Origin of the sequence: Allorhodopirellula solitaria (genome assembly GCF_007859855.1) — a bacterium.
Taxonomy (GTDB): domain Bacteria; phylum Planctomycetota; class Planctomycetia; order Pirellulales; family Pirellulaceae; genus Rhodopirellula; species Rhodopirellula solitaria.
In genome coordinates, this window is record NZ_SJPK01000001.1 from 519,915 (window position 1) to 543,608 (window position 23,694).

Genomic DNA, 23,694 nt, shown 5'->3' on the forward strand with positions numbered 1-23,694 from the left:
CTCTCATTCCGCTGCGATGAAAGAAAGCTCTTGCTAATGAGTATTACCGATTCACTTCCGGAGTCGTTTTCCAACGAAGCGGCCCTTGACGAGCGTTTGCTGACGCCGTCGGACCGGCTCATCGAATTTGCGGCGTCGCTCCGCGGTCCGTTGGTGATCTTGGGAGCTGGCGGCAAGATGGGACCATCGCTCGCCGGGCGTGTCCAGGCCGCGATCGTCGCCTCGGGCGCGGATGCTCGCGTTGTCGCGGTCAGTCGATTTTCCGACCCGTCGTCCCGCGACTGGTTGGCTGCACGAGGCGTTGAGACAATCTCTGCCGACCTCATGGAACCGGCTGCCATCAGTCAGCTGCCCGACGCCGCCAACGTGGTTTACCTGGTCGGCTCGAAATTTGGCACCCGCCAGAACCCATCTCACACGTGGGCCATCAATACGCTGGCGACCAGCCACGCGATGACGCGTTATGCATCGTCCAATGTGGTCGCCCTGTCGACCGGGAACGTGTATTCATTCTCGCCTGTGAAGTCTGCTGGCGCGGTTGAGTCCGATTCGCTCGCCCCGGTCGGCGAGTACGCCTCGGCAGCGCTCGCTCGAGAGCGAATTCTCGAGTACCACTCGCTGCAACACGGGACGCCCGTCATGGCGATTCGGTTGAACTATGCGACCGATCTACGTTACGGAGTGTTGACGGATATCGCTTGCAGAGTCTTTTCTGGACAACCCGTCGATCTCACACAGGGCTACTTCAACTGTATCTGGCAAGGTGACGCCAACGATCTGATCGTCCGCGCTCTCGGGCTGTGCCAGTCACCGATGGCAGTATTGAACGTGACGGGCACGGACGTTTTGTCTGTTCGCGAGGTCGCTCAGACGCTCGGCAGATTGATGGACCGCCCGGTGCAGTTTACTGGAGTCGCAGCGGAGACGGCCTTGTTGAGCGATGCTAGCCGCTGCAGTCGAGTGTTAGGCCAGCCTGAGACACCGATCCAGACCGTCATCGAATGGACAGCGGATTGGGTCAGTAAGGGCCAGCGACTTTTGAACAAGCCCACTCACTTTGAGGTGCGTGATGGGAACTTCTGATCACTCGAGGCGGAACCCGCGTGCTGACAACGAATCGGATTCAGCGGAGCCCTCGAAGTCGAGGAAGGAAGCACGCGGCGGGCGGGACCGGCGAATGCCCGCTGCGGCCGTGATGAAAGAACTGCGACGAGGGATCGCGATTCCCGCCCATCCGCTGGCGCTGACCGCTGACGGAAAATTTGATGAGCGATCGCAGCGGGCATTGTCTCGTTATTATCATGCGTCCGGAGCCGGTGGTATTGCCGTCGGGGTGCATACGACGCAGTTCGAGATCCGCGAGCCCCGACATGGATTGCTGCGTCCGGTGTTGCAACTGGCTGCTGAAACGTTTCACCAACTCGATAGGCAAGCCAATCGGCGAACGGTGAGGATTGCGGGCGTGTGCGGGCGAACAAGCCAGGCCGTCGGTGATGCCTGCCTGGCACGTGACTTGGGCTACGACGCCGGAATGATTTCATTGGCAGCGTGGAAAGATGGTAGCGACGACCAGCTGATTGAGCACTGCAAAGCGGTGGCCGAGGAAATTCCAATCATCGGGTTCTATCTGCAGCCAGCCGTTGGAGGCCGACCGCTATCCATCGATTTTTGGCGGCAGTTGTCGCTGTTGCCGAACCTCGTGGCGATCAAGATCGCACCGTTCGATCGCTACAAGACACATGATGTAATTCGCGCTGTCGCCGAAGTTGAACGCGGTGATGAAATCGCACTCTATACCGGCAATGATGATTCGATCGTGATGGATCTATTGACCGAGTACCGCATTCAAACCGGTGAGCGCGCGATCTCGCTCCAGATGGTCGGAGGTTTGCTCGGGCACTGGGCCTGTTGGACGCAGAATGCAGTCCAGTTGCTCGCGCAGTGTCACGCGGCCCGCCAAAATCGTGAAATCTCCAGTGAGCTACTGACACTGGCAACGGAGGTCACCGACTGCAACGCGGCCTTGTTCGATGCAGCCAACGGTTTCGCAGGCTGTATCCCCGGCATCCATTATGTACTCAAGCAACAAGGCTTGCTCGCCAGCACACGCTGCCTGGACCCGAACCTTCACTTGTCGCCCGGCCAGCAGTCCGAGATCGATCGAGTGCGTACCTGTTACCCCCATCTGATCGATGACGACTGGGTTGCCGAGCATCTGGATGATTGGATGCGATAGCGTTTCGATTCTTCGTTCTTCACGGAATTGAGTGGCAGGCTACCGTTTAGCAACGCGTGATCCGAGAGTGGCGATTTAGCGAAAGCTAATTTGTCGTATCCGGTGGTGGATTTTCGAGGCATGTACTTCTACGGCGAGCGATCTTGCCACCGCTCCGAAAGTCGCGTCGAACCCAGGTGCTGGAAATAGCGAACTCAAACTCTGCGGCGCCGCGGGCTCGGGAAGGGGGCATCGAGTCGCCTGTCGTTCCCTGCATCAGCTGCCCGCCTGGGGTGCGGTGAACCCGCGGTGAGCTTGCGCTAACTGAGGATTCCCTGTTGCTCGCTGGACGTGGGAGCGTACGCGTTAAAAATTCCGGATGACTGCCACTCAGTTCCGAGATGAACCCTCCTTTTCAGTGCCAGCGTTTAACTCGGCAGACAGCACCTCGTAGGCGCCGGCCGCATCGTTGTTGAGCTGTTTCGGATCCAACCGATGCTTTTCCAATGGATCGCGACGCGTATCAAAGAACTCACCATCACGATACAACTTGAATCGCTTCGTCCGTACCCAAACGGCTAAGTCGGACTTCTTGCGCGGCTTGTACCAAGCGTGGATCCAGGGACGCGGGTTCCCGGGTTCACCCCGGAGCTGGGGTAGGAAACTACGCCCATCGAGACCCTCCGGCACATCGACGCCGGCCGCCGCAACAATCGTCGGAAAGAAGTCGGTTGTGTCAATCAAATCATCGCAAACTTGCCCCGCCGCGATCACGCTTGGCCATGTACCGATCAGCGGCACATGGGTACCCGTGTCGATCGTTTCACCTTTGGCTCCCGCGACTCGTTGTTCATTGCAAACCGAGACGATAGGTTCGTCCGTGCCGTTGTCACCGAGGAAGAGCACCAGAGTGTTTTCAGCTAAACCCAACGACTCAAGTTTCGTGTTGATTTTGCCAACCATTTTGTCGGTATAGGCAACCATGTCACCGAAGTATTGGGGATCGCCCTTGTACGTTTTTGAACCGCGGCTGCTAGCCTCCCAGTCCGCCGAATCGGGGGTCGGCGAGAACGGGCAATGGGTCAAGATCATCGGGTAATAGACAAGAAACGGTCGGTCTTGGTTGCGACCGATGAAGTCACAAATGAAATCGCTGACCACGTCCGGCCCATACTGGCCTCCGGTAAACGCTCGGGGGACGCCGTTGACGTCGAGCAATGGGTTGGCAAATCGCGTGTCATGACCTTGCTTGTCCGTTCGACCTCGCGACTGCTGCCAGACACAAGACTCATCAAAACCAAAATGCTGCGGCGAGTTACGCTGCCTGCCCAACTGCCACTTGCCAGCCACGCAGGTCGCGTAGCCAGCCTCCTGGAATACTTTTCCGAACGTCATCTCGCTGCGGGGCAGGACGCCGAAGTCCTTGTAGTTGCGTGCGTTGGAGATCCCGGTCATCAACTGAACTCGCGTCGGCGTGCACAAGGGCTGGGCGTGGCAGTGATCGAAACGAATCCCGTCGCGGGCCATCTGATCGAGCACCGGGGTTTGATAGGAAGTCCCTCCGTTGGCGCCGACGCACTCGTAGCCGAAATCATCGGCCATGATCAGCACCACATTGGGCGGACTGGCGAACGTCTGAACGAACGCGAAATGGGAGACGAGCAATGCTGCTAGCAGGATTGTAGTTTTCATAGCTGCTATTGTAGCCGACCGGCGTGAGTCGGATGCCCGCCCGCGTGTGAGACTCTCGCGAGCGATCAACGTTGCCGCTTATTTGCTGTTCGTTAATGAGTCATCTAAATTCATGAGGATAAGATCAGCCAGGAACACTTCTCGAAGGAAATTCCATCATGAAACCGATCACCCTCTTCGCACACGCAATCGTTCTACTCGGTGTGTCCGTCTCGTCCGGACAAGACAAAGAATCACAGCACCAAGCGCCGGTCGCTGAGATCCGCCAAGCTGCTGTGGCGTTTCTCCAAAGCCTTCGCCCAGAGTTGCGGGAACAAGCCATGTTCGCCATGGATGACAAGGAGCGCCGAGCATGGAGCAATCTTCCGGCCACCTCGTTCAAGCGCGAAGGCGTTAGTTTCAAAGAGATGTCATCCGAACAACGCTCCTTTGCCCATCAGTTGCTGCAGAGCACTCTGAGTAGCCAGGGGTACTTGAAGACGACTGGGATCATGCACGTCGACGAGCTCCTCAAAAGCATGGCGGAGGAACGCCGTCCCAATCGTACACCCATGTTCGGCCATGACCTCTACTGGATCGGGATCTTCGGTGATCCCGAGAAGGATGATTCCTGGGGCTGGCAATTGGACGGCCATCACCTGGCACTCAACATTACCGTCGTCGGCGATGAAGTATCGGTGCGCCCCCAGTTCATGGGATCCGACCCTGCAAGGCTGCCCGAGGGAACCTACGCGGGTTGGAAGGTACAAGGTGCCGAGGACGAGAAAGGCAAACAGTTCTACGCTTTGCTTGACGAAGACCAGCGTGCCAAAGCGACCATTGCTGAAGTGGCACCCCGCGACGTGATCACTGGACCCACTCGCGGAGATCAGTTGAAACAGCCCACCGGATTGCCAGCGTCGGAACTCAACGATACCCAACGACGCATGCTCGTATCCTTGATTGAAGAATATGCGCATAACTACGAGCACGACATCGCCCATATTCAAATGGAACGAATCCTGGAGTCCGGTTTGGATAAAATCCACTTCGCTTGGGCGGGAACCAGCGAGGGCAAGCCGTACTACTACCGCATCCATGGGCCTACCGTGATTATCGAATTCGACAATCACTTTCCGCCTGGGCGCAGTTCCGGGCCTGTCAATCACATCCACACAGTGTTCCGCGAACCCGGCAACGATTATGGAGAGGATCTGCTAAGAAAACACTTGATGGAAAGTCCGCATCACCAAGACCATCAGCACGACCACGAGCATGAACATGAGCACGAGTAGAGTGCGTCACCCCTCACTACCGTCGCCTCGTCCGATCCGAATCAGTTTGAATCGCATCGGATGAACGGCGTTAGCAGTGGTGGTGAGCCGAGTGCCGTAAGGCCAATGCCATCTACCTTCGACCGCGAAGCGGTCCTGGAAACCCGACGCGTCAGCGAGGATCACTTGTTCGCCACGCAAAACACTGGAATTTCCTCGCTGACGCATCGGGTTACCATCGTGATGATGCCCCGAACGGGGGCAAAGTAGATGGCATTGGCTGTAAGGCCCCGGGTAGCGCCGCCCACCCGGCCGCTTAACATAGCGTGATCAATACCTGGTGAATTTAGCGAAAGCTTTTCGGTGGTGGATGAGGCGACGAACGGTTGGGCCCCGCAAGTTTCCCTACGCCAGAGGCGCTCAAGAGAATAGCCGCAGCGCCACCTACGGTTGTTCTGAGAATCACAGAACAATGCTTCACAGCGCACCGGGTACGCGGCGCTACCCGGTGCCGCGCGACACTCGGTTCGGCATGGCGACGCCAGCATCGACTCCATCGACAGCGCTCGATCGCCAGCGGCTCCAATGAACGACACGGAATGATGTCGCGAGACGCGAATCGTTTCCGGCCCACTCGCGCTTTGGGAAAAAAAGTGGTTCATCCGACGGAAAATTCGAGCTGACCCTTGATTCGCCGCTGCACCACCTGTACTATGTGTAGCAGTACAGTTGGTTCCCCGGTTTCGGTGGAGGGTTGGTGATGCAAATTCGAGTGGTCCCAGGCAGTGGTGCCGCGATCTATCGCCAGATTGCGGACCAGGTTCAGCGCGCCGTCGCCGCTGGCGAGCTCGCAGTCGGCGATCCGCTGCCGAGTGTGCGGGCGTTGGCGAAGGAGCTCGTCGTCAATCCCAATACCGTGGCGAAAGCCTACGCGGAGCTGGTCGCGGACGGGGTTCTGGAGACCCAGCCAGGTCGCGGCGTGTTCGTGACCGAGCGGCGGGCGGTCTATTCCCAAGACGAGCGTCTGCGGCGTCTCGACGAGGCTCTGGAAACGGCGGTCAACGAATCCATCCGGCTCGATTTCTCAAACGCAGAGATTCTCGAGCGGATGAGCGTACAACTCGACAAACTCAACTCGCGAGGCAAACAAAATGGCTGAGTCTGATGTCATTCGAACGCGGCGGCTGACGCGTTATTTTGGTCACAAAGCGGTTGTGGAGGAGCTGGATTTCGCTGTCCCGCGCGGCCAGATCGTCGGTTTGCTCGGCCTCAACGGTGCGGGCAAGACGACGACTATCCGCATGCTGCTGGGGCTACTCGAGCCGACGCGAGGGTCCTGCGAAGTGCTCGGCGTGGACAGTCGCTGCCTCACACCGGAGACTCGCGCCCGGATCGGGCACACCGTTGAGGGCCACTTTCTCTATCCGTGGATGCGGGTGCGGGAGTGCGAGCGATTTGGCCGGGAGACGCATCCGCGCTGGGATGGTGGATTTTTCGAGCGGTCGGTCCGCCGTTTCGGGATCGACACCGAAGCCAAAGTGGCTTGGTTGAGTCGCGGCCAGCGGGCGGGCGTGTCGTTAGCTTCGACGCTCGCGAGCAATCCCGAACTGCTCATTCTCGATGACCCAGCTCTGGGGCTCGATCCGGTCAGTCGTCGAGCTCTCAATGAGACAATTCTCGAGTTCTGCCAATCGGGCCAGCGTTCGGTCTTGCTGAGCAGTCACCTGCTCGATGATGTCGAACGAGTCGCCGACCGCGTGGCATTGATGGTCGACGGCACGATGGTCGTCAATACAACGATCGATCATTTTCGCGCGCGGATCGCGGCTTGGACGATCGATGCGCCTGACTCGCCGACGGCGGCGGGCAATCTGTCCATGCCGGTTCCGATTCCGCGGATTGTCAATTGCCGGCCACTCGGGCAGCGCTGGCAGGTGACGGTCGTGGACCCAGACGAGGACACGCGGGCGGCACTGTCGGCGATCGAGAGCCGCGCGATGGAACCGGCCGACGTGACCTTCGAAGACGCGGTGCTGGCGTACCTATCCCGATCCCGAGTTTATCACTCGTTCTATACCGAGGATGCATCATGAAACGGTTGCTTTGGAAAGAACTACGCGAAAACGTCCGCTGGCTACCCATCGGCATGCTGGTGGTCGCCACTGCGTGTTGGATCGCCTATCCCCAGGATCGCAATTCGAGCGGTTTGTTGGCGGGCGAGCTGTTGATGCAGCTAGCGATTGTCACCCCGCTGCTCGCTTTTGCGTTGGGTGTGGTTCAGTCGTATCGGGACCTGCAGCCAGGCCCAGCGGCGTACCTCCAGCACCGCGGTGTCACGGCGAGCCAAATCTTTCTGGCCAAGACCCAAGCGGGGTTCATGCTTTACGCCGTTAGTGTGATCGTCCCCATTGCGATACTCGCATTATGGGTAGGTGCCAACGGCATGGATTGGTACCCGATGCGGCCGGCCCAGGTCGTTCCCTCACTCGTATTCTGCTTGGCCGCGTTCGCGATGCATCCTGCGGCCATGATGGTGATGTCGCGAACTGCGATCTGGTGGGGCACACGCTGCTTGCCGCTGGTACCAGTGGCCGCCGCTTTGTTCTTGCTCTTTGCTCTGTTGACGTCCGGCGGGCTCTGGTGGTCGGGCGTCTGCCTGCTGTTGGTGATTCCGGTTCTGGCGTGGATCGTCATCGTGTCCCGCCAGAGCTGGGTCGAACTTGCTACTGATCCACCGGCCTGGCGTACCAACCAGCAGCTCTCACATCGCTGGCAAATACCCGCCTACCTACTGATTGGTGCGACGGTGTCCTATCTGGCCGCGATTGCTCTGTTCGCGATCATCGGGGAGCAATTCACACGCTCGAATCTGTACGTTCCGCAGCCCTACCAAACTCTCGCGATGAACACTGCGACAAGCGATCCATGGTTGGTCACCTACTTGAGCGAATACGACGGCGAAACGAGCCGGTATCATGATCGGCCAATCGGAGCGAAAGCCATCATTGGAGACGCCATCAGTGACAGCGACACGGCCGTCGACAGCCAGCAAGGGGCAGTCGACGCTGACCATCTCCACCCATTCAGTTCACTGCAAGTGACAACGAGATCGACATCTTCCAGCGATGGGTTCTTCACCCGGCCTGCCTTCAACATCGACAGCAGCTTGTTGACCAGCTACGACGAGCGAGGGTTCCTGCTCTGCTATCAAGGCTATCCGGTGCGGCGGTGGACTCACACGATCGCCCGGGACGGCGTTTACAGTCCCCGTGATTTCTCCGGCAGCCCGTTCTCGTCGAATCCCAGCGGTAGCAGTACGTTCTTACTCTTTCAGGAGTCTGGCTACACCCCGCCATTGATTGATTCCGACGGGGTATACTTAGTCGGAAGCTCGCCGGTTTCCATCACGCAGATCATCGACCAACCGAACGACTCGGCCACGGTGGTGCGAGGCGATCCGGGGCACGCGCCGCGACTGCTGCTACGTCATGGGAATGAAATCCATGAGTATCAGCTCGTCGATGAAACCGGGTCGGATACGTGGTATCAGGAACCGGAAAGGAAAGATGGGCAATACAACCCGACGAACTACCGGCAACTCGCCAAGCTCTCTCTTCACGCCCAACGAGTGCATACTTTCCCGATTCCGGGCCTCATCGCGTCCGCCAAGAACCTCCGCCTCGGTCTCGCCGGCAGCACGCTTTTCATGTCCACACACCACCTGCAGACCAAAGAACTCTACCGCGTCGCAGCGAGCGGTGAGTTCGCGAGGGTCAGCTACGATTCACAACCCTTGCCGATCCGAGACACAGACATCGATCGCTTCCGCTGGAGCTTTGTACTACTGGGCGTGCTGCCAGGTGCCGTCGGGGTCTGCGTGGCGGTGCTGGCGACTTGGGTAAGCGTCTTTCGTGGTGACATGGGTGAAGGCTGGCAGGGCCTACTTTCTTTCCCGATCCAGTTCACTACCTTAGCCGGCAGCTTCGCCTTGGTCACGCTGCTGGCGATCTGGCTCACCCGCCGAGCGGCGAATCGACGCGGTCTCTCTCGACAACAATCCATCGCTTGGTCCGTGTCAGTCGTGATGCTGGGGTTGATCGCTCCACTGTCCATCCTGGCCATCTACCGCCGGGTGCACCGGACGGCGTGCAGCCACTGCGGAAACGCACGCCGCGTTGACACCGAGTCGTGTGAGCACTGTGAAGAAGCGTGGCAGCGACCGGTCCACGACGACGTCTTTCTTTCGGATGAGGCGTCCGTTTCCTAACGACCGGCTCGCCGCCTCTTCCGCTGCGCTGCGGTTCGCTCAGGAAAAAATTATCGATGAAGCAGCTCAGGCTGCTCGGCCGCTGCGTTTGAGCTGCTTTCTCATCCGGCGACGTTCCGCCTTGTTCATGCCCGACCAGTCGATATCGTCTTCCGAGATTGCGCTTTCATCTTGGTCGTCGTCATCGTCGGCTGGCTGTTCGGCTGCGTTCGCCGAATTGGATTTCGAGGCAGCCCGATTTCCTGCTGGCTGGGTTGGTTGGGTCTCGGGTTCGTCGTCGTCCGTTTCCGCCTGCTTCTTTCGCTTCATCATCGAACCGAGGCCGAAGCGACGTTTCTTGGGCGCTTCGTCGTCGGTGGGCGACGGTTCTTCGCGAGGTGGATCCGCTGCCGATTTCGCTGGCACGTCCGCCGCTGGATCGGGTGAGGGCTTGGCTCCTCGGCCCGGCCACCATTTGCGTTTGGGCTTGGGATTTTCCTCACCGTCTGCGCTGTCTTCGCCGCGATCGGGCGATGCGGTGCTGCGAGCGGCTGATTGCTTGCTAGGCGTCGGCTCGCTTTCGGAGGATTCGTGATCGCTGACCTGGGCGGACTTCGGTTTCACGTTTTTGGTCTTCGTTGGCTTAGGTTTGGGCTTGGCGGATTTTGCTTTGGCGGGTGGTAGCAAGCCGAACAAACGCCGTTTCGGGGAGGGGCTGCCGGAATCGGTTTGTTGATCCGCATCGCTGTCAGTGGACTTGGTCGGCTTGGCAGGTGTTTGGTTGAACTCGGGCTCGCTCGGCTTCGCCTGCGCGGTGGCTGGTTTGGCTGCAACCGGCTTGGTTGTCGGTTTGCGTGGCTGCGGGGCGTCGGAGTCTGAGGAGTCACCGCGCGATTCAGATTTCCGCCAATTGATGCCAGGCAGCGAAACGCTGCGGATTCGTTCGACAATCCCCATCGACGGTTCAATCCCACGAACTTCGTGATAGAGCGAACGCAAGTAGCACACCGAGGCGGCGAGCCATAGCGATACCGAGACCAGCGATCCAGAGGTGACGATCGACCATTTCAAGTTGGAGTCGACCACGATCACGTTCCACTGGGCCGCCACGGGAATTGCCGCCCAGAGCCAGCCTGCGATCAACAGTGTCATGCTCGCCCGGTATCGCCACATCTCGGCGATGGTGCGGAGGGCAAGGATGGCGCCGCCGACGACGAGAAATAATCCGATCCAATCATGTCCAGAGAGAGCGATCCGCCGGCCGAGCAGCGATTCGACGGCGCCGCCGAACATCGCCAGCACTGGCACCATCGTCGCGAGACTGGCCGACAGGGCAACGCCGACGACCCACTGCCAAAGCCGATAGTCGCCTCGAAAATCATCGTTGCGAAATCGGCGGAGCTGATAAACCATCCAGGCCGCGCCGGCCAAGGCGAGGTACATCACGCCGATGACATAGCGACCCAAGCTGCCGAGCCGGTGAATTTGCAAAACATTGACGAACTCGGGGCGACTTTCGATTGCCGCGAATCGCACGGTGGCGTCATTCAATAGAACGACCGTGAGCACGCTCAGCGCGAGTGCCGAGAGGAGTTTCGCCAAGGTCGACCGCTCGACGGGTACGAGCGAGAACCAGCGTCCCTGGAGAGCCTCGTCGACCCGGGTGCCGTAGACGAGCGTGGGGTGCCGCGCCTCGCGGAGTGATTCAATCCGGCTGCGTGAAGCGCTCGTGGGGCTCGCAGATGTCGCCGCTGCCGTCGTCATCAGAACGCGGCGGCGGCGGTCGTCTTGACGACGAAAATGGCTCATGGCAGCGGACAGGGGGCTAACGGAATGCTCTCACGGCAGTGTCGGGGATTCCGACGAATCCGACCGACGCTACCAAACCCGCTGTCGCTGCGACAAGAGAAACCTACTCGCCGTTCCACCACCAGCCAGCGGCTTGGTTGTCGTCACGGACGCTGACGAGCGTTTGCAGTTCAGTCTCCTCGACTTGGTTATCAACCACGCCGAATGCATTGATGTTCACGCCACCGGATGCTGTCACCGTCCAACCGGCCATGCCGTGAATGAAACTGCACTGTGGGCTGAGTGATTGCGGCAGGTCGAACCGTGGTGTTTCGATCAGTGAATCGTTACCACGGAGAACGTTCAGATCGATCCCGCTGCGTTGATCGAGCTGTTCCTGCGTGATCAGCGTCGCCACGACGGCGAGGTCCATGACATTGCGGAGATCACGAAACACGGGGCGTTCCTTAGACAATGCGTCGTATTGGTCCGTCATCGCATCGGCCCACTTCAACGCCAAAGGATCCTGGCGTCCGTCCGAAGCAACACTGCCGTCGTCGGCGACGATGTCTTCTTCGGTCAACGTTTTGACGCCCTGGCCGCTGATCTTCCAGACATCGCCTTGGGGATCGCGAGCAATCGCGTCGTAGTTGCAGGCCATCCACCACCGTGGGCTCTGGGCAGCCGATTGCCGTTTGTTGCGGGCGATGTCGAGGTAACTCGGCAGCCCCTCGACGGGCGAGGGGGTCAGAGCCATGGCGATCCGTTTCATTTCAAAATCGGCGGCCACGAGCGTACGAGCGAATCGGCTGTCGGTGGGCACACCGGCCAGCTTCACCATCTGCGGCCCAAAGGCTTGTCGCATTCCGGCTTCGAGGAATGCTGGATTTTGGCCAGGGCGGAGCACGATGTTTTTCAAGAATCCTTGTAGCCGTTTGCGGCCTTCGGCGGTGGGTTCGATCGAACAGCGGATCCCGCCATCACGCCGGGCCTCCTCGACACTGCGAAAGGCAGTCACCAAGTCATCGAGACGCAGCACCGAGCCGCCCGACTCCTTGCCGACGACGGTTCCGTCAGGACGCACTTCCCATGGCTCGGCGGGGCCGACCAACAGGATGTCATGGTTCTCTTGATCGACAACGACATATTCGATCCGCTGCAAACCGGCTAAGAACGCGGTTTCGTCGTCCAGGTTGGCGCCGGATTCATGGATATCTCGCAGCGCGTCCTGCAACCTCGCCAGCGAGATCACTCGGGTATCGGTCGCCTCGCCGAGCTTGCCGGCCGGTTGGTTGATCGCCGCCCGGAGTTTGGCAGCCATCTCCTTCTGTTCCGCTGCGGTGGCTGCCCGCACGTTGCCTTCGGGGTCGATCATGACCCCCCCGACAGCCTGCCGGTTTCCTAAGCCGAGTCCAGCATGGGCCGTGCTCGCAGTCATCAGGAGTGCGACCAGACAAGCGAGTGTGGCAAATAGTCCGCACGTGGCAAACGGGGAACCGTCTTCGTGCGAATGGGCAAACGGGCGTCGGAGGAGAGAACGCATCGAGACAGATTCCTGCTCAGGTGAAAAGTTTCGTAAGATGGCGGCGAGTGTCTAGAATAGTTGTGAGATTTTCCAGTGACAAGCAAGACCAATCATTCTACCGCAGTTTCCTCCACAATGGATGCCTATTTGGTTCTCCATCACGGTGCCCGCTGGACCGACGTCTATCGATTGGCCAATTCCGGGGACGTCATACTGGGACGCTCCTCGCAGAACCAAATAGTACTCCGGAGCGGTCGAGCGAGCCGCCAGCACGCCCGGGTTTTCCACCAGGATCGAGGCTGGTTCGTGGAGGATCTCGCCAGCCGAAACGGTGTGTTCATCAACGATTCGCGGGTTAATTCGCAACATCCGAGCAAATTGACCGAAGGCGATCGGTTGCAGGTGGCCGGCTTCGAAATGCGATTCACCCACGACCTCGCGCGCTGGGCAGGCCCCGCTTCAACAGCTGTCTCGCCAGACGGTGGCGATGCCGATTTCGAAGAGGGAGCCACCGAGGACGCCATGCAATTGGGCGACGATTTTTCGCCCGATCCCGAATCGCAATGGCTCGATATTGTTTCGCAGTCACCTGCACAATCGTTGCAACCGACCCAATCAGACGCACGTCGCGCGGTGAGGCCGGTCCACACGATTGCCGCTCAGACGCCGCCAGCGGACGGGAGCGACGCCGCGAGCCACTCGTTGCTGCAAATGGCCTTTGCGATGGGGCGGCTGGAGTGCCCCGCAGGCGACTGGGAGGCCGCCGCGACACTTTTGCTCGAAACTCTCGCCGAGACGCTTGCCAGCCAACTGCCGATGGCGGAGATCGGGTTGTATCTCTTCGCTGCCGATCAAGACTTACCACTGCCCCGGCACGTCCATCAACGGGCCGGTCATCGCTACCGGCGGCCCCCGGAGAACCTCGTCCGTCAGATCCGGGCCCCCGGTGCGGCGGCGCTCTTGGCCCGCAACGTCCTCGGCGATCGACACCTCGCTACCGCCGACACGCGTGGTGAGATCGATGTCGAATCGCTCGTGCTGGCGCCGCTGCAGGTTCCGATCGAAGGCGAAGACGCTGCCGAAGGACCGCCGCGGCCGGCCCGGGGACTCGTTCACGCCACGACCGGTTCGGGAGATGCGTCGCTAGCCGAACGGGACCTCGCTCTGATCGTCACCGCTTGCGAGATCTTTTGCCAAGCCTGTCAGTCGCTGCATCAACGGCACCAACTCGAACAAACCCTGCATCAATCCCAGCAAACGATCAGCCGATTGCGGAAACAGCTCGCCGGCCGCGTAGAAATTCTTGGCCGCAGCAAAGCGATCGCGGACGTGCAGGTCCAGATCGCCCAAGTCGCACGGACCCATGCCGCGGTGCTGCTGCGGGGAGAATCCGGCTCCGGCAAAGAACTCGTTGCCTCGGCCATCCACGTCGCCAGCGAGCGGGCCGACGGGCCCTTGGTCTGCCTCAACTGCGCCGCCTTGTCCAAGGACTTGCTCGAAAGTGAACTCTTTGGACACGAGAAGGGGGCTTTCACGGGTGCGACCGATTCCAAAAAAGGTAAATTCGAAGCCGCTTCGGGTGGCACGCTCATGCTCGACGAGATCGGCGAGATGGGGTTGGACCTGCAAGCCAAACTGTTGCGAGTTCTCGAGGGGCACCCGTTTGAGCGAGTGGGCGGGCAATCTCCTGTCCGGGTCGACGTCCGCGTGATCGCGGCAACCCACCGAGACCTCCAAGAGATGGTGCGGAAAGGTGAGTTTCGGCAGGATCTGTTCTACCGGCTGCATGTGATCGAGATTGTCGTCCCACCACTACGCCAGCGAGGTCGCGATATCGTGCTCTTGGCTGAACATTTCGTCGCCTCCTTCGTGCAATCGATGGGGCGGATGCCGATGAGCCTGTCTCGGCCCGCCAAGCAGAAGCTATTGGACTATTCTTGGCCTGGGAACGTACGCGAACTGCGAAACGTGATCGAGCGAGCGGTCGTGATGGCGCCGCTGGATAGTCGCGGTCCACACGAGATTGATACCGCCGACCTGCTGCTGACACCGGCTCAAGAGGGCGGCCGCCTCACGCCGCCGCCGGTGGAATCCCCCGCCACGGTCCAGCCACCAGCAATCTCGTTGGCTGAACTGGAGCGGCAACACATCGAGCAGACGCTGCAAAGCACAGGCGGCAACAAGAGCAAAGCGGCGGGGATTCTCAAGATCGAGCGCAGTACGCTCGATCGGAAACTTAAACGCTATGCGGAGCACAGCGGGAAATCGTGATGCTAGCCGAATAGGCTTGGCAATCGTCTTAGTTCAACATTTCCTTGACTTGCTTCATCACAGCAGGAACGTCGATTTGGTCAGCGGCGAAATCGTGGCGAGCGATGACTTCCGAGTGGTTGACCAAGAGGACGGTGACCGCGGTGTCCGCATTCAGCTTGTAGCTGTCGGGGCCGTTCTTAGCATCCTTCGCGACCACGATGGGCACGTTCTTCTTGTTCTTCAGCTTTTTGGCCATCGCTTTGGCGTCGTTGGTCAGAGCCTCTGGCTCTTTACCGATCAGCGTCACCAAACCCTTCAGCTCATCGTCGGAGTGCTTCACGACAGCGGCGTCGATGCGGCGGACCAATTTCGCGACCGAACCCTCGGTACCGCGGGTGAACACCATCACCATGGGACGTTGGCCATACTTGCAGCGGTAGCAGAGGGTGGAGCCCTCTTTCACACTGTCGCCTTCACCGCCAGCGATCTTGGTAACTTGGAACGCCCCGACCTTGTCGCCGGCGCAAAGTCCCTTGTCTGCGGAATCCTTCGATGCCGTCGCGTCGCCTGCCGAGACGATTGGCGAGCCGATCAGGCAGAGAGCAGCGAGAGAGAACAGAATACGAGTCATACTACGAATCTCCGAAAACGTGTTAAAAGTGGGATTACGCGGCGATTGGGCCGCCGCGCGGAATCGGCAGGCACCCGCATCGAGCGGGGCAGCGATAGGAGCGAATGACCAAACATCATTCCCATCCGCCACCAAGACGAAAAAATAGACGCCCCTCGCTGATTGTGACTAAATGTCCAGTCCAGCCAAGAGACTTTTGGAGCGAATGTTGTGCCAATTCTGTGGCCCCGCAATGGTGAGCCGAGTGCTGTATGGCCAATGCCATCTATTTTGCCCCCGTTCGGGGCGTCATCACGATGGTAACCCGACGCGCCAGCAAGGAAAATGCGGTGTTTTGTGTGGCGAGCAAGTGATCCTTGCTGACGCGTCGGGTTACCAAGACCGCTTCGCGGTCGGAAGTAGGTGGCATTAGCCATATGGCCCCAGGTAACGCCGCCCACCCGGCCGCTGATGCGTCTCAGCTCAATTATTCGACAACCCGCAACGCCACCGTCGAGAGGTTCGCGCGGCTCCCGCGCATCGCAATCCGCGGCTAACTGCGCAGGCTTCTGGTTGCGGAGCGAGAGCGTCTCGAGCCCCTCTCTGCGTGGGGATTCGACCCATATTGCTGCTGCCAAGGCGAAGAAACTAGTTGCATCGCAAGGTGCAACCGGGATATAATCGATTGCGATCTTCAGTAATCAGCCAAGGGCGGATAGATCGAAATGAATATCCCGCGGCTGGACTGCTCTTCTTTCTCCAAGTACCGGACCCACGCCAGATGAAAAACAAACGTCCCGGATTCACGCTCGTCGAACTGTTGGTGGTCATCGCGATCATCGGCATCCTGATGGGTCTGCTCATCCCCGCTGTCAATGCCGCCCGGGAAGCCGCGCGGCGGAACCAGTGTGCCACGCAGCTGAAAAACCTGGCGTTGGCCGCAATTCAACACGAAAACACCAAAGGCGAACTGCCTGGGTACCTTCAGAGTTACGGCGTTTTCCCGGGTGGCGTCGACCCATCGGATCCCGCCGGAACCATCGACGAGCATGTCAAACTCGGCACTTGGACCGTTGCCTTGATGCCATGGCTCGATGCCCAGCCTACCTACGAAGCATGGACCGAAGATCGTTATCCGATTCTCGATACTAGCGCAGAGTTCAACACGAACTCTTCGCCCAACCTCGCGATTATGCAGTGCCCGAGTAATCCGAACGACGAGTCAGACAAAGCGCGCAATAGTTACATCTCTAACAATGGCATGGAGCCCTATGCAGGAAGCGGCACGACGCAAGGGTTTTTGGTGAACTTTGAAGATTCGATGAGCCGAGCAAATGGTGTTTTCAACAACAAATATGCCGGAAACAGTGCTTCTGGTGCGGCCATCGGCCCGAAGATGCGTCTGGACGACATGAAAGATGGTCAGGGCAACACGATGCTCTTTAGCGAGAATGTGCAGGCTCTACCTTGGAACGCGCTCGGTTTACAGGCCGCGGCTGTCCTCAGCGGCACTAATGAAGCGACCCCTGCTGGCTACCCACCTGCTGCACGATATGTCCAGGGAATGGTTTGGCACTACGAGGATGACCAGTTTAACGACACTAACTTGACCAGCTTTTGGAGCCACGGCGCGCCTGTCGCAGTGGAGGCTAAACACAAAATCAATGGTCGCGGACCACTTGCTAGTGAAGCCATTTTTGTTGAAACGATGGGTTCTCCAGTGGGATCGACTACCGTTGCAGACCTCGCACGTCCCTCGTCGGCTCACGTTGATGGCGTTAACGCGGGCATGGCCGATGGTGGTACTCGCTATATCACCACTTCCATTGATTACCGTGTCTACCAAGCCTTGCTCACACCTCGTGGCAAATCCAGCGATGTGCCTTGGCAAGAATACGTAATCGATGAGGATGCGATCTAAGGAAGCATCCACTCGGCAGTGAGCGATCCTGCTGACTAGCGAACGCTTGAAAAGGCAGTACTCCTCACGAGTACTGCCTTTTTTTGGCTCATCCGACGGGAGCGTGCGCCCGAGGTTTTCAAGGCATGGCTCCAGTATCGAAGGATTTATTTGTGGGATGTGATGATCAATGTTAGACTGGCACTGCCGAGAGAAACGGAGCCGAGCTCTGCAGAGGTGCTGGCTTGGCAAGGGATATCTCGGTCGCCAGCGTTTCCCTGCAAAAGCGGTACGCCAATGGTGTTGTCGGTCCCTGGCGAGCGTTTGTTCGTCAGGGACGCATTTTTGAACAATCATTGGATACTAGTGGTCTGTCACGACTTATTCTTAGGGTAGTGGACGAGGCGACGAGTCCTGAACTGGCGCCAAATCCAAGGACTCGTCGCCTCCTGTTGATTACCCATTTATTTGCTCCCCCGTGTGCTTGTCACACGGGAAGCGACGTTTTGAAATTAGAAAACCGCGGTATCGACACACGTTCCCCTGTCAGCTTGTCTGACAGGAAACCAAGTCGATCAACATTGCTGTCATGCGGGGTAAGCCCGCATGGGAGCGGGGTGAATGCTCCATCTTGATCTAATCACAAAACGGTGATTCCTGTCAGACAAGCTGATAGGGGATCTGGTTTTGTGCGTAATGACCAGCTCGTCGCCTCGTCCACTACGGAAAGCCTTCGCTAAATCCGCGACTGATTGATCACGCGCTGATCAGCCGGCATGCCGAGTCACGCCGATGTTCTACCAGGTTTCCGTACCAAGGCCATCCAAACTCAGATTTGACCTCGGTCGCAAACGTCGACGCGGTTGACCACTTGGCGGCCATCGGCGACTGGGCGAATGGCTTCTTGCGCCAATTGCTTGTGATAGAAACTACGAACGCGGCCGCTCAAATAGATGGACTGGTCGCTCTCTTCTACTCGCAAGCGACGCAGTTCCGAAACCGAACTCTCGGCAAGCACCGATACCGCAGGGCTATTGGGCTGCTTCCGTTCGTCAGACAACTGCCCAGCATCATCTCGTCGCAGGGCGTCAACTTCGTTGGCGTCGGTGTATCGTGCAGGGGCCGTCGATGTCAGAGCAGTCATGAATACCCAATCCGTGCGGGAGCTTTTTAACCAGAAACCTTGTACCCATAAATATTTCCGATTAACGAGCTTTTGACCACAGCAAAAAGGGAAAAATCCTGCAACTTAACCAGAACGCACTGAAAAAGTGAAGTCTTAGCGGTCGTAGCGGAGATTCAGACGCGGTCGGCGTCCACCTATTTCTGCTTGTACTTGTCGTACAGTTGGCGGTGCCGGCTGCGGAGGTCTACCTTCCGCCCTTGGATGTAGGCGTCGACGACCTGGGTGTCCGACTCGAGGACATCACCGTCGACGATAATCAGGGTGGCCTCTTTATCATTCGCGAGGGTGCCGATTCGATCGGCAACACCGAGGATTTCAGCAGGCGATCCCGTCACGCTACGAACGGCTTGCTCTCGGTCGAGGCCGTAGGCGACAGCTACCCCCGCATGATAGGGCAGGTTGCGAACGTTGGAAGCGCCACCGGGGTACCCCGAGCCCTCCCCCGCGATGGCGAACCGAACGCCGGCCTCGGCAAGTTGCGAGGGCAGTTCATAGAGGGCGTCGTAGGCATCGTGCCGCCGGCGTGGCAAGCGGTAGGTGCCGATCAAGATGACGGGAACGTCGTGATCGCGAATCGAATCGATGCAGTGCATCGCATCGGCCGCACCGCACAGCACCAGCGGGATCTCCCGTGTGGTGAAGTACCCGATCGCCGATTCAATCGTTGCCATCCGGTCGGCTTGCACGAATACCGGCCGCTCTCCCTCGACAACGGGAATCCAACTCTCCAGCCGCACGTCGCTGGCGGCGGACGGATCGGCGGCACGCTGATCTCGGTAACGCCTGGCTTGGTCGAGCAAGTCATCCATTTTGGCGATTTGTTCATCGTATCGCTTGGCGTTTGCCTTGGCGTCGCTGCCCCTTGGGACCATGCTCTCCCAATTCACGCACAGACCGCAGGGGCCGCTGATCAGCATATCCTTGGCCCCCCATCCGTCGAGCTGCATGACGGCAGATTGGCCTTGGATCCAGCGGCCTCCGGGGACAACATGGGCGGCCATCACGCCACCGGCTCGCGCGACCGGAATCAGCTCACTGTCCGGGTTGAAGGCGACCCAGGAGCGGACGTTCGGATTCTCATCGCCTCGTTCGCTGTTGTCGACGGTTACATCAACGGCCGTGATTTCACGCAGCCCCAAGTTCGTGAACGCGTCGATCAGACCGGGATACACATGCTTATCTCGGCCGTCGATCACGGTCACTTTTTCGGGGCGTTCCACGTTCCGACCGATTCGCGTGATCATGCCTTGATCGAACAACAGCGATGTGTCGCGTTTGACCGAACCATCGCCGATATGCAGCGTGGTGTTCTCGATTAACACCGGTTGCTGCTGAGGCGCACCGGGCACGATATCGTGAGCGTGAACCTGAGCCTTGTGTCCGATCGAGCCCGTCAGCGAGCAGGTGAGGGCCAGAGCCGATGCCAATAAATGGCGACGTGAAACCTTCATTTCGTATCTCCTGTGCTGTGTTCTCGTGATCGTTTTTCCCGGGCGCGTTGGTCCATCGAGCGTTCTTCAATCGCGGCGCGTTGGCCGCCTCGGGAGGAGCAGTATTCGTCATAGCTGAGCCAACGGTCTTCCTCGGCAACGTCGGTCGACGCGTCCGACTTCTCGTCCGACTGCGGGGCAGGTCTGGGTTTCCCGTCGAGCAGTTCCTGAACGAGCTGACTGCGCCAGGCCCGGTCGCGTTTCTTGAGCTGAGCGTCGTCTTCGAGATCAAACATGGGCCGTCCATCGATCCAAGTTTGCTCGCAGCGGGTCGTGGTCGAGAGTGGCGGTCCACTCCACAGCACCAAATCGGCCTCCTTGCCAACTTCGATCGATCCCACCCGCTCGTCGATCCGCAATTGCTTGGCGGGGTTGAGGGTGACGAACTTCAGAGCCTCGGTGGGCGGGACGCCACCGTACTTGACCGCTTTGGCAGCCTCGGTATTGAGGTGCCGCCCCATTTCCGGATCGTCGCTGTTGTAGGAAACGACAATTCCGGCGTTGTGCATGAGCACGCCGTTGTACGGGATCGCATCGTAAACTTCGAACTTGTACGCCCACCAATCGGCGAACGAAGACGCCATGGCGCCGTGTTCGAGCATCGCGTCGGCGACCTTGTAGCCCTCGAGAATATGCTGCAGCGATCCGATCTGGATACCGAATTCTGCGAGCACATCGAGCGTTGCGACAATTTCGTCTTGCCGGTAGCTGTGACAATGAATCCAGCGGCGACCAGCTTGAATTTCTGCAATCGCTTCGAGTTGCAGGTCAACACGCGGCGGCAAGCTGTCCCGTTCGCCGGCCCGCCAACGACGGTGGGCGATCGCGTACTCGCGAGCAGCGAGCATTTGGTCGCGAAGCAATTGTTCCACTCCCATTCGCGTATTGGGATAGCGTGATGTCGAGCGTTTGACGTTCTCACCGAGGGCAAACTTGATCCCTGCCGGTGCTCCGTCAAAACGGAAGTCGTCCATGGAATCGCCCCAGCGAAACTTGACGACTTGATTCTGGCCGCCGATGGGGTTGGCCGATCCGTGCAGGATGTTCGCGGACGTCACGCCCCCAGCGAGCTGGCGATAGACAGTGATATCGGTAGGGTTGATGAAGTCACCAATCCGCACCTCCGACGTGATCGCTTGCCCCGATTCGTTGATCCCACCGTCGGTCGCAGCATGGGAGTGGCAGTCGATCAATCCCGGTGTGAGGTGTTTACCACGGGCGTCGATGACCACACAGTCGCTACCTTTCTCGATCTCGATGTGATCGGCCACCGCGGCGATTTTGCCATTTTCGATCAAGACATCCATGGGCGAATCGGGCACCTTGAGGTCTGTACGATCTTCACAGGTCCACACCAAAGCACCACGAAAGAGCACGCGTTGGGGGCGATCGACCGGCTGCCGACGCCCGTAGGCGCCCAAAGGGAAGACGACTTCGATGGGTTCGGCAGCAACCTGGGAATCCGCCTTGGTAGCAGCTTTGCCCTGAGACGAGTCTTGCTCGGCAGGCGATTCCGCCCCGTCACGCTCCTCTTCCTCAGCATCACTCTCCTCTTGCTCATCGTCAGCTTCGTCGCCGTCGTCAGCCTCATCGGGATCGTCAGCGTCAACTTTCGACTCAGGCGTCTCTTCGGACTCGGCGTTCTGCTTATCAGCATCCGTCCACTCCGTCTGGTAGCGCCGCGCCGGTGCATCGGTTGGCGAGATCTGCACGCTCAAGGCGCGATCGGCGGAGACATCACCGAGCGACTTCCCGGCGGAACTGACGACGATCCGGTGGGTTCCCGGCGGCAGATCCAATGCTTGTCTTGCGTCGGAGTCGTCATCGAACTGGATTTGGGCGGCGAACCTGTCGACGCGCTGCACGATCTTCTTCAGCTCAATTTTGACCGAGTCGTCTGAGCCGGGATGAACGATTAAACTCGCCGAAACCCGACCGTCTTTTTGCTTCACCGCCAAATCAACCGGATGCTGGTTGCTCTTGGGGAGCTGCAGACGCCATGAACCTACCAGCGATTGAAGTTCTTCGCCGGGCCTCGCGGTGACCTCGAATTCTTGCCCCGCCACGAACACCTTCAGCACATCGGTGTCTTTGTCCAGGAGATCCCCATCGGCGAGAATCAAGTCGGCGCTCATGCCGGCGGCGATGCGACCATGCGTCGCCTCGAGGCCCAGCAACCGAGCGGGCGTCGTTGTCAGGGCGGCGATCGCGTCACGAGGGGCTAATCCACTCTCAACAGCTTTCCGCAAGCGTTTGCGAAACTGATCGATGTCGTCGCTACGATCGGTCGTCAAGCAGACCGTCGCTCCGCGGTCGACCATTTCGGCGGGATTGGTCGCTGCGAGTTTCCAGTGGAGGAGGTCCACGAGTTCCACTTCGCGAGCATCCTCCGGCGTGGCAACATTTGGTTCTTTGGGGAAGTTCAGCGGGAGCAACAGGGGCCGTCCCGTGGCGGCGATTGCCGCGGCATCTCGGTATTCACGGCCTGAACCGCGAATGATCGCTCGCAACGAAAACTCTTTGGCGATCTGTTCAGCCCGCAATGCCATCCGCTCGTTCGAAGCGTCGAAGACAAACGTGGACGACGTCATGGCCGGATTCAAAGTATCAAGCGTGATGCTGAAATGCGGTTTTGCCAGCGTCCGATCGGCTTGCTGGGCCGCCGTGGCTTCGCCGTACCAACGAGCGTCATAGAGCGACTGGCGCAGCAGAGCGACGGCGCCCATCGGCGAGTTCGGGTACCGCTCCCCAGCATCATTCGGGCGGGGCACACTCAGCGCCGCGGTCATCCAGGGAGGATCGACGAGCCGCTGCGGTCCGGACTCGTGGTCGGCGGATTCGTTGAGCGACCAAACCGCCGGTTGTCCGCCGAGAATTCTGCCCGATGGGGCGAGCAGAGTCGTCGTGAACCCTTGGCTGCGCAGTTTCTCGGCATCGGGTACCGACTCCAGTTCGACGATGCGGCGATTGGCGAGAATATTGGCATTCCAATAATCGTCGCCCGCTTCGGCAGACGTCGTCGCGTCAGACCCCACCTCGTGCCAGGCATTGATCCAGCCCGCCGAAACCGTTTTGCCCCCGCAATCGATGATCTCACAGCCCGGCGGTGGCTCAAGCCCCGGTCCGACCGCGACGATCACACCGCCCCGAATCAAGATATCCTGACCCTCGGGTTGGCTCGAGTCTGGTTCTTCGCCACGAGCCGCGGTCGAGCCGGCGTAGGCGTCCGGGGACGCCATCACCGTGGCGCCGCGAAGCAGCACGGTGGTGGATGGATTCTGACGCAGACCGACAGTGGGGGCGACATCGCGGCCGTCTGCGGCAGCGAGTTGAGCGGTGCTAGCCAGGAGCAGCCCCACTGCGAGAAACAGGCGCGGACGCGGAGGGAGAAGATTCAAAGGATGCCTCGTCGAGAAAGACGGTTGGACCCGGGCGGGCGTACAAACGGCTCAATCCTGTTCAAGCCGGTCTGCAGGATAGTCAGTCAAACGACTCGATGCGAACCGCGGGCAGTCAAATTATTCCCGTTAAGGAAG

At 59.3% G+C, this 23,694-nt stretch carries 15 protein-coding genes; 8 read left to right on the forward strand and 7 right to left on the reverse strand.

Going from position 1 to position 23,694, the window contains the following annotated elements; all coding sequences use genetic code 11:
• The first annotated feature begins 36 nt into the window (after nt 1-36).
• Nucleotides 37-1,083: an NAD-dependent epimerase/dehydratase family protein gene (locus tag CA85_RS02010; protein ID WP_146389605.1), complete on the forward strand. Its 1,047-nt coding sequence runs from the start codon at nt 37-39 to the stop codon at nt 1,081-1,083.
• 94 nt (nt 1,084-1,177) lie between these two features.
• Entirely contained in the window at nt 1,178-2,236 is a 1,059-nt protein-coding gene (locus CA85_RS02015; protein WP_146389906.1) for a dihydrodipicolinate synthase family protein, read from the forward strand.
• Between the two features lie 369 nt (nt 2,237-2,605).
• On the opposite strand, the gene CA85_RS02020 is transcribed toward CA85_RS02015, so the two are convergent.
• Complete coding sequence (locus CA85_RS02020; protein ID WP_146389606.1) at nt 2,606-3,907, reverse strand: sulfatase-like hydrolase/transferase; 1,302 nt, start codon at nt 3,905-3,907, stop codon at nt 2,606-2,608.
• Nucleotides 3,908-4,065: 158 nt separating this feature from the next.
• On the opposite strand from CA85_RS02020, the gene CA85_RS02025 reads away from it, so the two are divergent.
• The 4 genes from CA85_RS02025 to CA85_RS02045 all read left to right on the forward strand — a co-directional run bounded on the left by CA85_RS02025 (nt 4,066) and on the right by CA85_RS02045 (nt 9,427).
• Entirely contained in the window at nt 4,066-5,181 is a 1,116-nt protein-coding gene (locus CA85_RS02025; protein WP_146389607.1) for a DUF3500 domain-containing protein, read from the forward strand.
• Nucleotides 5,182-5,920: 739 nt separating this feature from the next.
• Nucleotides 5,921-6,319 (forward strand): GntR family transcriptional regulator, encoded by a 399-nt coding sequence (locus CA85_RS02035; protein ID WP_146389609.1) that lies wholly within the window; start codon nt 5,921-5,923, stop codon nt 6,317-6,319.
• Entirely contained in the window at nt 6,312-7,253 is a 942-nt protein-coding gene (locus tag CA85_RS02040) for an ABC transporter ATP-binding protein (protein ID WP_146389610.1), read from the forward strand. Before CA85_RS02035 ends, CA85_RS02040 begins: the two co-directional genes overlap by 8 nt.
• A complete protein-coding gene (locus CA85_RS02045; RefSeq protein WP_146389611.1) occupies nt 7,250-9,427 on the forward strand; it encodes a hypothetical protein in 2,178 nt (725 codons plus the stop codon). The genes CA85_RS02040 and CA85_RS02045 overlap by 4 nt, the downstream gene beginning before the upstream one ends.
• A 66-nt stretch (nt 9,428-9,493) precedes the next feature.
• On the opposite strand, the gene CA85_RS02050 is transcribed toward CA85_RS02045, so the two are convergent.
• Nucleotides 9,494-11,215, reverse strand: a complete 1,722-nt coding sequence (locus CA85_RS02050; RefSeq protein ID WP_146389612.1) for a hypothetical protein — start codon at nt 11,213-11,215, stop codon at nt 9,494-9,496.
• A 103-nt stretch (nt 11,216-11,318) separates the two neighbouring features.
• Nucleotides 11,319-12,737 (reverse strand): DUF1598 domain-containing protein, encoded by a 1,419-nt coding sequence (locus CA85_RS02055; RefSeq protein ID WP_186774689.1) that lies wholly within the window; start codon nt 12,735-12,737, stop codon nt 11,319-11,321.
• A 117-nt stretch (nt 12,738-12,854) separates the two neighbouring features.
• On the opposite strand from CA85_RS02055, the gene CA85_RS02060 reads away from it, so the two are divergent.
• On the forward strand, nt 12,855-14,990 hold the full coding sequence (locus CA85_RS02060; RefSeq protein WP_186774690.1) for a sigma 54-interacting transcriptional regulator: 2,136 nt from the start codon (nt 12,855-12,857) through the stop codon (nt 14,988-14,990).
• A gap of 28 nt (nt 14,991-15,018) precedes the next feature.
• Here CA85_RS02060 and CA85_RS02065 read toward each other — a convergent pair whose 3' ends face one another.
• Complete coding sequence (locus CA85_RS02065; protein ID WP_146389614.1) at nt 15,019-15,603, reverse strand: hypothetical protein; 585 nt, start codon at nt 15,601-15,603, stop codon at nt 15,019-15,021.
• Nucleotides 15,604-16,363: 760 nt separating this feature from the next.
• On the opposite strand from CA85_RS02065, the gene CA85_RS02070 reads away from it, so the two are divergent.
• The gene (locus tag CA85_RS02070) at nt 16,364-17,503 is read left to right on the forward strand and encodes a DUF1559 family PulG-like putative transporter (RefSeq protein ID WP_146389615.1); all 1,140 of its coding nucleotides are present in this window, start codon (nt 16,364-16,366) and stop codon (nt 17,501-17,503) included.
• Between the two features lie 808 nt (nt 17,504-18,311).
• Here CA85_RS02070 and CA85_RS02075 read toward each other — a convergent pair.
• From CA85_RS02075 to CA85_RS02085, 3 genes are all read right to left on the reverse strand, one after another.
• Nucleotides 18,312-18,626 carry a BON domain-containing protein gene (locus CA85_RS02075; RefSeq protein ID WP_146389616.1) on the reverse strand — a complete coding sequence of 105 codons (315 nt, stop codon included), beginning with the start codon at nt 18,624-18,626 and terminating at the stop codon, nt 18,312-18,314.
• Between the two features lie 176 nt (nt 18,627-18,802).
• Complete coding sequence (locus CA85_RS02080; protein ID WP_146389617.1) at nt 18,803-20,119, reverse strand: amidohydrolase family protein; 1,317 nt, start codon at nt 20,117-20,119, stop codon at nt 18,803-18,805.
• A complete protein-coding gene (locus CA85_RS02085; protein ID WP_246112412.1) occupies nt 20,116-23,556 on the reverse strand; it encodes an amidohydrolase family protein in 3,441 nt (1,146 codons plus the stop codon). The genes CA85_RS02080 and CA85_RS02085 overlap by 4 nt, the downstream gene beginning before the upstream one ends.
• Between the last annotated feature and the right edge of the window lie 138 nt (nt 23,557-23,694).

Excerpts from the sequence above, each read along its gene's own strand:
- CA85_RS02020 (WP_146389606.1), bottom strand. The coding sequence starts at position 3,907 with ATGAAAACTACAATCCTGCTAGCAGCATTGCTCGTCTCCCATTTCGCG.
- CA85_RS02025 (WP_146389607.1), top strand. The coding sequence starts at position 4,066 with ATGAAACCGATCACCCTCTTCGCACACGCAATCGTTCTACTCGGTGTG.
- CA85_RS02070 (WP_146389615.1), top strand. The coding sequence starts at position 16,364 with ATGAAAAACAAACGTCCCGGATTCACGCTCGTCGAACTGTTGGTGGTC.
- CA85_RS02055 (WP_186774689.1), bottom strand. The coding sequence starts at position 12,737 with ATGCGTTCTCTCCTCCGACGCCCGTTTGCCCATTCGCACGAAGACGGT.
- CA85_RS02045 (WP_146389611.1), top strand. The coding sequence starts at position 7,250 with ATGAAACGGTTGCTTTGGAAAGAACTACGCGAAAACGTCCGCTGGCTA.
- CA85_RS02080 (WP_146389617.1), bottom strand. The coding sequence starts at position 20,119 with ATGAAGGTTTCACGTCGCCATTTATTGGCATCGGCTCTGGCCCTCACC.
- CA85_RS02035 (WP_146389609.1), top strand. The coding sequence starts at position 5,921 with ATGCAAATTCGAGTGGTCCCAGGCAGTGGTGCCGCGATCTATCGCCAG.
- CA85_RS02075 (WP_146389616.1), bottom strand. The coding sequence starts at position 18,626 with ATGACTGCTCTGACATCGACGGCCCCTGCACGATACACCGACGCCAAC.
- CA85_RS02060 (WP_186774690.1), top strand. The coding sequence starts at position 12,855 with ATGGATGCCTATTTGGTTCTCCATCACGGTGCCCGCTGGACCGACGTC.
- CA85_RS02010 (WP_146389605.1), top strand. The coding sequence starts at position 37 with ATGAGTATTACCGATTCACTTCCGGAGTCGTTTTCCAACGAAGCGGCC.
- CA85_RS02065 (WP_146389614.1), bottom strand. The coding sequence starts at position 15,603 with ATGACTCGTATTCTGTTCTCTCTCGCTGCTCTCTGCCTGATCGGCTCG.
- CA85_RS02015 (WP_146389906.1), top strand. The coding sequence starts at position 1,178 with ATGCCCGCTGCGGCCGTGATGAAAGAACTGCGACGAGGGATCGCGATT.
- CA85_RS02050 (WP_146389612.1), bottom strand. The coding sequence starts at position 11,215 with ATGAGCCATTTTCGTCGTCAAGACGACCGCCGCCGCCGCGTTCTGATG.
- CA85_RS02040 (WP_146389610.1), top strand. The coding sequence starts at position 6,312 with ATGGCTGAGTCTGATGTCATTCGAACGCGGCGGCTGACGCGTTATTTT.